This is a genomic window from Leucobacter soli (assembly GCF_042659205.1).
Classification (GTDB): domain Bacteria; phylum Actinomycetota; class Actinomycetes; order Actinomycetales; family Microbacteriaceae; genus Leucobacter; species Leucobacter soli.
The window spans coordinates 1-5,441 of record NZ_JBHSRW010000154.1; the positions used below are offsets into that span (position 1 = coordinate 1).

7 protein-coding genes are annotated in these 5,441 nt (G+C 70.9%); 1 reads left to right on the forward strand and 6 read right to left on the reverse strand.

What is annotated here, in order from left to right; translation table 11 throughout:
- The 6 genes from ACFPZL_RS09395 to ACFPZL_RS09420 form a co-directional block, all read right to left on the reverse strand.
- On the reverse strand, positions 1 to 327 hold a 327-nt coding region (locus ACFPZL_RS09395), incomplete at its 3' end, for an AAA family ATPase (RefSeq protein WP_382335207.1).
- A complete protein-coding gene (locus ACFPZL_RS09400) occupies positions 324 to 1,238 on the reverse strand; it encodes an NAD kinase (RefSeq protein WP_218114952.1) in 915 nt (304 codons plus the stop codon). The genes ACFPZL_RS09395 and ACFPZL_RS09400, both read right to left, overlap by 4 nt.
- Positions 1,235 to 2,020 (reverse strand): TlyA family RNA methyltransferase, encoded by a 786-nt coding sequence (locus ACFPZL_RS09405; protein ID WP_328798020.1) that lies wholly within the window; start codon positions 2,018 to 2,020, stop codon positions 1,235 to 1,237. The genes ACFPZL_RS09400 and ACFPZL_RS09405 overlap by 4 nt, the downstream gene beginning before the upstream one ends.
- A gap of 1 nt (position 2,021) precedes the next feature.
- Entirely contained in the window at positions 2,022 to 2,279 is a 258-nt protein-coding gene (locus ACFPZL_RS09410) for a hypothetical protein (protein WP_382332464.1), read from the reverse strand.
- Positions 2,280 to 2,343: 64 nt separating this feature from the next.
- Positions 2,344 to 3,387, reverse strand: a complete 1,044-nt coding sequence (locus ACFPZL_RS09415) for an HAD-IIA family hydrolase (protein ID WP_218114953.1) — start codon at positions 3,385 to 3,387, stop codon at positions 2,344 to 2,346.
- Positions 3,387 to 4,292: a hypothetical protein gene (locus ACFPZL_RS09420; protein ID WP_218114954.1), complete on the reverse strand. Its 906-nt coding sequence runs from the start codon at positions 4,290 to 4,292 to the stop codon at positions 3,387 to 3,389. Before ACFPZL_RS09420 ends, ACFPZL_RS09415 begins: the two co-directional genes overlap by 1 nt.
- On the opposite strand from ACFPZL_RS09420, the gene ACFPZL_RS09425 reads away from it, so the two are divergent.
- The gene (locus tag ACFPZL_RS09425) at positions 4,257 to 5,354 is read left to right on the forward strand and encodes a hypothetical protein (RefSeq protein ID WP_218114955.1); all 1,098 of its coding nucleotides are present in this window, start codon (positions 4,257 to 4,259) and stop codon (positions 5,352 to 5,354) included. The two genes, ACFPZL_RS09420 and ACFPZL_RS09425, sit on opposite strands and share 36 nt — an antisense overlap.
- The last annotated feature ends 87 nt before the right edge of the window (positions 5,355 to 5,441 follow it).

A 5,441-nucleotide genomic window follows, 5' to 3' on the forward strand; every position in this document is an offset into this window, starting at 1 on the left:
GCCGCCGACGCTCGCACGGCTCCGGCCCTCCGCGCTCACCGTCCGGGAGAGCACGAGGTCGCCGTCCTCCAGGGCTCCCCCTGCCTCGTCGACGAGCTCGGAGACCTCCGCGTCGTGCGTGCGCACGAGGCCACCGACGCGGGCGGCGTCCGCACCGCTGCGCACGGCCCCGGAGTCGGCGCGCTCCCCCATCAGGAGGCCGAGCGCGGTGACCACCATGGTCTTGCCTGCGCCAGTCTCACCGGTTATCGCGGTGAAGCCCGGCCCGAGCTCGAGCGTCGCCTCGGCGATCACGCCGAGGTCTCTGATCCTCAGCTCCTCGATCACTGCGACCGCCCAGTCGCCGCTCCGCGCCAGCCGGCCACGGGCAGGTGGAACTTGCGGACCAGCCGATCGGTGAAGACCGCCTCGTCGATACGGGCGAGCCGAAGCGGCAGCTGCGAACGCCGCGCCTCGACGACTGCACCGACCGGCAGCTCGGTGCGCCGGCGCCCATCGCACCAGAGCACACCGAGGCCGCCGCTCTCAGGCAGGATCTCGACCGAGAGGACGGATTCGGGCCCGACGACGAGTGGACGGTTGAACAGGGCGTGCGCCGCGAGCGGCACCATCAGCAGTGCTTGCACTGCGGGCCAGACCACGGGTCCGCCGGCGGAGAAGGAGTACGCGGTCGACCCCGTCGGCGTCGAGAGCACGACGCCGTCGCAGCCGAACGATGACAATGGTCGCCCGTCCACGCCGACCGCGACCTCGAGCATCCGTCCGAGCTTCTCGACACTGGCCTCGTTCACGGCCCAGGTGTCTGCGATCACCTCGCCCTCGACGGTGGCGCGCACGTCGAGCGTGGTGCGCTCCTCGACGGTGTAGGCACCGGCCAGCACGCGCCGCACCGTGAACTCCAGATCGTGCGACTCGGTCTCGGCGAGGAAGCCGACGTGCCCGAGATTCACGCCGAGGATCGGGCAGCGGGAGCCGCGCAGCACCTCGGCCGCGCGCAGGATGGTGCCGTCGCCGCCGAGGACGAGGGCCACTTCCAGTTCGTCGACCGTCACGCCGGACGCGCCGCCCAGCTCCTCCGTGCGCTCCGGCGCGAGGTGGGGAGCGAACTCCGCACGGTCGCTCGCAGGCATGACCGGGATCACGTCGGCGGCGCGCAGCGCCTCCACGACGCTGACCGTGGCCTCGATCGCCTCGACGCGGGCGGTGTGCGACACCACCAGGATCCGCCGTTCGCTCATGCCGTGCTCGCCTCCCTGAAGAAGTATGCCAAGAACTCGTGGTTGCCGTGCTCACCCGTGATCGGAGACGGGATGACGCCGCCGTCGACGAAGCCGAGCCCGGTCGCGCAGGCGACGACGCGGTCCACCGCGGCCTGCGCCAGCTCGGGGTCGACCACGATACCGTTCCGGATGCCCTGCCTGCCGACTTCGAACTGCGGCTTGATCAGCAGGATCAGCTCGGCGCGCGGAGCCGCGATCGCCGCGATCGCGGAGAGGACCAGCGTGAGGGAGATGAAGGAGAGGTCCCCGACGACGAGGCTCGGCGGCTCGGGGGTACCCGCTGCTTCCGCGAGTCTCGCGCGGTCCAGCTCCCGAGCGTTGCATCCCTCTACGACGCGGACGCGCGGATCCTCCCGCAGCTCCCGGACGAGCTGTCCGTGCCCGACGTCGAGCGCGATGACCTCGCGCGCATCGCGTTCGAGCAGCACCTGGGTGAAACCGCCGGTCGAGGCTCCGAGGTCGAGCGCCAGCCGCCCTTCGACGGTCACGCCGAAACCGTCGAGCCCGGCGAGCAGCTTGTGCGCCGCCCGGCTCACGTAGACGTCCCCGTCCGCGATCCGAAGCTCGGATGCACCGGCCACTCGGGCGCCGGCCTTCGTCGCGATCTCGCCGTCGACGCTGACGCGTCCCGACGCGATCAGCTCCGCAGCCCGACTGCGCGAGCGCGCGAGTCCGCGCTCGGCCAGCGCGACGTCGAGCCGCATCGGCCCCGTCCCTCGCTCGGGCTGCGTTCCGGTCACGCTACTGCTCACCCTCGTGATCGCTGCGCTGCAACTCCGACAGCAGCTCTTCCGCGAGCTGATCGAAGCCGGCGGCGCGCTGCCCGATCGGCTGCGAATCGATCACCTCGAGGCGGCTGAGCAGGCCTTCGGTCTGCGAGCCATCAGCACTGAGCAGGCCCTCGGCCTGCGAACCATCAGCACCGAGCAGGCCGGCGGTCGACGGATCGCCTGCATCGTGCGCACCGTCGGATGGCTCGGCCCCGGCGCCGGTGCTCACGGCCGGTGTCGTCTCAGCGGATTCGGTCATGTCTCCAGCGTATCCGGCTCCACCGACGTCGGCATCAGCGCCAATGATCGGCGTAGATCGCTTCGGGGATCTGGAGTCCGTAGATCGCGAGCCCCGATCCCCAGATCGCAGCGCAGCCGGCGCGGAGCAGCTCGATCGGCTCGTTCCCGGCGTGCAGGATCTCGGCGGCATGGCCGTTCATGCGGACGCGAGCGGCGCCGACCCGGGCCGTGCCGTCCTTCTCGATGACGGTCTCCGGATACGGCAGATGCAGTTCGTCGATGCTCTGGATGATGTAGTCGGGCTGCATGTCGGCGGAGGCGGCGACCAGTTGCTTGGGGCGGTCGACCCCGGTGAGGACGTGCGCCGAGCGGATGCCGGCGGCGCGTGCGCCCTTGATGTCGGTATCGAGCCGGTCGCCGAGCATCAGCGCCTGGCGGGATCCGAAGCGTTCGAAGGCGGTCTCGAAGATCGGCGTCTCGGGCTTGCCTGCGAAGACCGGGAGCCGCTGCACTGCGGTGTGGACGGCGGAGACCAGCGTACCGTTGCCGGGGGCGAGACCGCGTTCGAGCGGGAAGGTCCAGTCGGTGTTGGTCGCGATCCAGGGCAGGGGCTCGCGACCGGGTTCCTCGGCGAGGGCGAAGGCGGCCTCCGCGAGGTCCTTCCAGCCGATCTCCGGGGCGAAGCCCTGCACGACGGCGGCAGGCGAGTCCTCGGCGCTGCGGGTGATCGAGAACCCGGCCTTCTGCAGTTCGTCGACGAGTCCGTCGCCTCCGATCACGAGCACGGTCGAGCCGCGCGGCACCGTCCGGCTCAGCAGCGCGGCCGCGGCCTGCGGGCTGGTCACCACGTCACCGGCCTCGGCGTGCAGGCCGAGTTCGCGCAGCTGCGCGGCGACGGCCTCATCGGTGCGCGAGGCGTTGTTGGTGACGTATCCGAGACGGCGTGTCCCGTCGGCCGCTCGGTTCAGCTGCTCGACCGCACCGGGGATGCCCTGCTTCCCCCGGTAGACGACGCCGTCCAGGTCGGCGAGCAGCAGCTCGGCGCCTTCGAGCGGCGCGGGGCCGGCCGGTGTCGACCGTCGTCCGAAGAGCGCCATTACTCGGCTGCCTCGGTCGGGGGTTCGCCGCCCTCGGCGGCCTCGTCGTGGAGGGCGGCGACTCCATCGGGCTCACCGCCGGAGGACCCGGATTCGGAGACTTCAGCTTCGGAAGGACCGGCTTCGGAGGCACCGGCCTCGGAGGCTCCGGCTTCGGCCCACTCGGGTGCGGGAGCCTGTTCGGGGGCGAGATCCTGCTCGATGACTTCGATCACCTCGAGCTGATCCGACGCGGCGGACTGCGCGTTCAGCGCGGATTCGGCGCGTTCGGCGCGTTCGCGCCAATCGGCGGCCTCGGCGTCGCGGCCCAGATCCTCCAGCACCGCCGCATAGGCGGCGAAGAGTTCCGGGCTGTAGGCGAAGGCCCGATTCGGATCGAGTTCGGGGACCTCGAGTTCGAAGAGGGCCTGTTGGGTCTGACCGAGGTCCAACCGTGCACCGGACATGGCGATGGCCAGCTGCACACGCTGGGTGGCGTTGAGCTTCGTCGTGTCTGCTTCGAGGCCGGTCTCAAGACCCTTCTGCGGTCGGCCGAGCGCCCGTTCCGCTTCGACCATCAGTGCGATGTTTCCCTGGTCGCCGCTGAGCCTGCGGTGCGTGCGCAGTTCGCGGAGCGCGAGCGCGTAATCGCCGATGCGGTACGCGGTTGCCGCAAGAGCCTCGCGGGCCACCGGGATCCGGCCTGCGCGTCGACTCGCCGAAATGGCATGCAGGTGCGCGAGCTCGGGGTCGTCATCGATCAGGTCCGCGACCATCGCGAGATGGCGTGCGACCAATTCGGCAGTCTCCGCCTGCAGCGTCTTCAGCTCGTTCCGCGCGCCCGGGTTGAGATCCTTCGCCTCGATGTAGTCCGGGATCTCCGGGTCATCGTGCTCGGCCCGTACCGGGCGGAGCTCGTGCTGCAACCGCTCGAGTTCGCTGAACTCCCGGCCGCTGCCGCCACGATCGCTGCGCCCGCCGCCGCGAGTGCCCCCGCGTCCGACTCCTCCGGCGGTCCGCTGCGGACGGTCTCCATCCCGGTGAGGCCTGCCGCCGTCTCGACGGTCGCGGTAACCGTCCTCCCTGCGAGGTCGATCGTCGTTCCGCCGCTCGCGGAACTCCCCCTCCCGCCGGCTACGGTACTGCCCGTCCTGACGAGGACGGTCGCCATCCTGCCGCCCGCGGTAGGTCTCACGATCGTTCTCCCGTCGGCCGCGGTACTCACCGTCGCGACGAGGACGATCCCCGTCCCGACGGTCCCGGTACTCGCCATCCCGACGCGGGCGGTCCCGATAGTGGCCGTCCCGGCCGGAGCGGTCGCCGTCACGCCGATCGCGCTGATCGTCCTCCCGCCGGGGACGGTATCCGCCGTCCCGGTACTGCGGCCGATCACCATCCCGGCGCTGAGGCCGATCACCATCCCGGTACTGCGGACGGTCGCCATCACGGTACTGCGGACGGTCGCCGTCTCGACGCTGCGGACCGTCGCTCCTGCTGCGATCCTGCCCCTCGTTCCGGCGAGGGCGGAACTCTCCGTCTCCGCGATCCTGCCGCTGCGGTCGACCCCCATCAGCGCGACGGGGACGGAACTCGCCCCCGCGACCTTGCGGTCGATCGCCATTGCCGCCGTACCGACGCTCGCCATCGCCGCGTTGGGCACCGCCGTCGCGGCGCTGGGATCGGTCTCCATCACGACGCTGGGGGCGATCTCCGTCGCGGCGCTGGGGCCGATCGTCGGGGCGTCGTCGAGCCGACTCGTCATCGCGGCGACGGGGTCGGTCGGCATCGTCGCGACGGTAGCCGCCTCGCCCGCGGCCATCCGCCTGGCTCCGGTCACCGTATGCGCGCCGCCCGCGGTCGTCGCCCCCGCGGTTCCGGTCGCGGCGATCGTCATCGCGCGAATCGTCTTGTCGGCTCATCATTCGACTCCTGAAATGAGAAAAGGGCCGCCCAGAGGCAGGACCAGTAACTGGTCAACTACCATCTGAACGACCCTTTTCATGAAGAGGTCCGGCGGTGTCCTACTCTCCCACACCCTCCCGAGTGCAGTACCATCGGCGCTGTCAGCCTTAGCT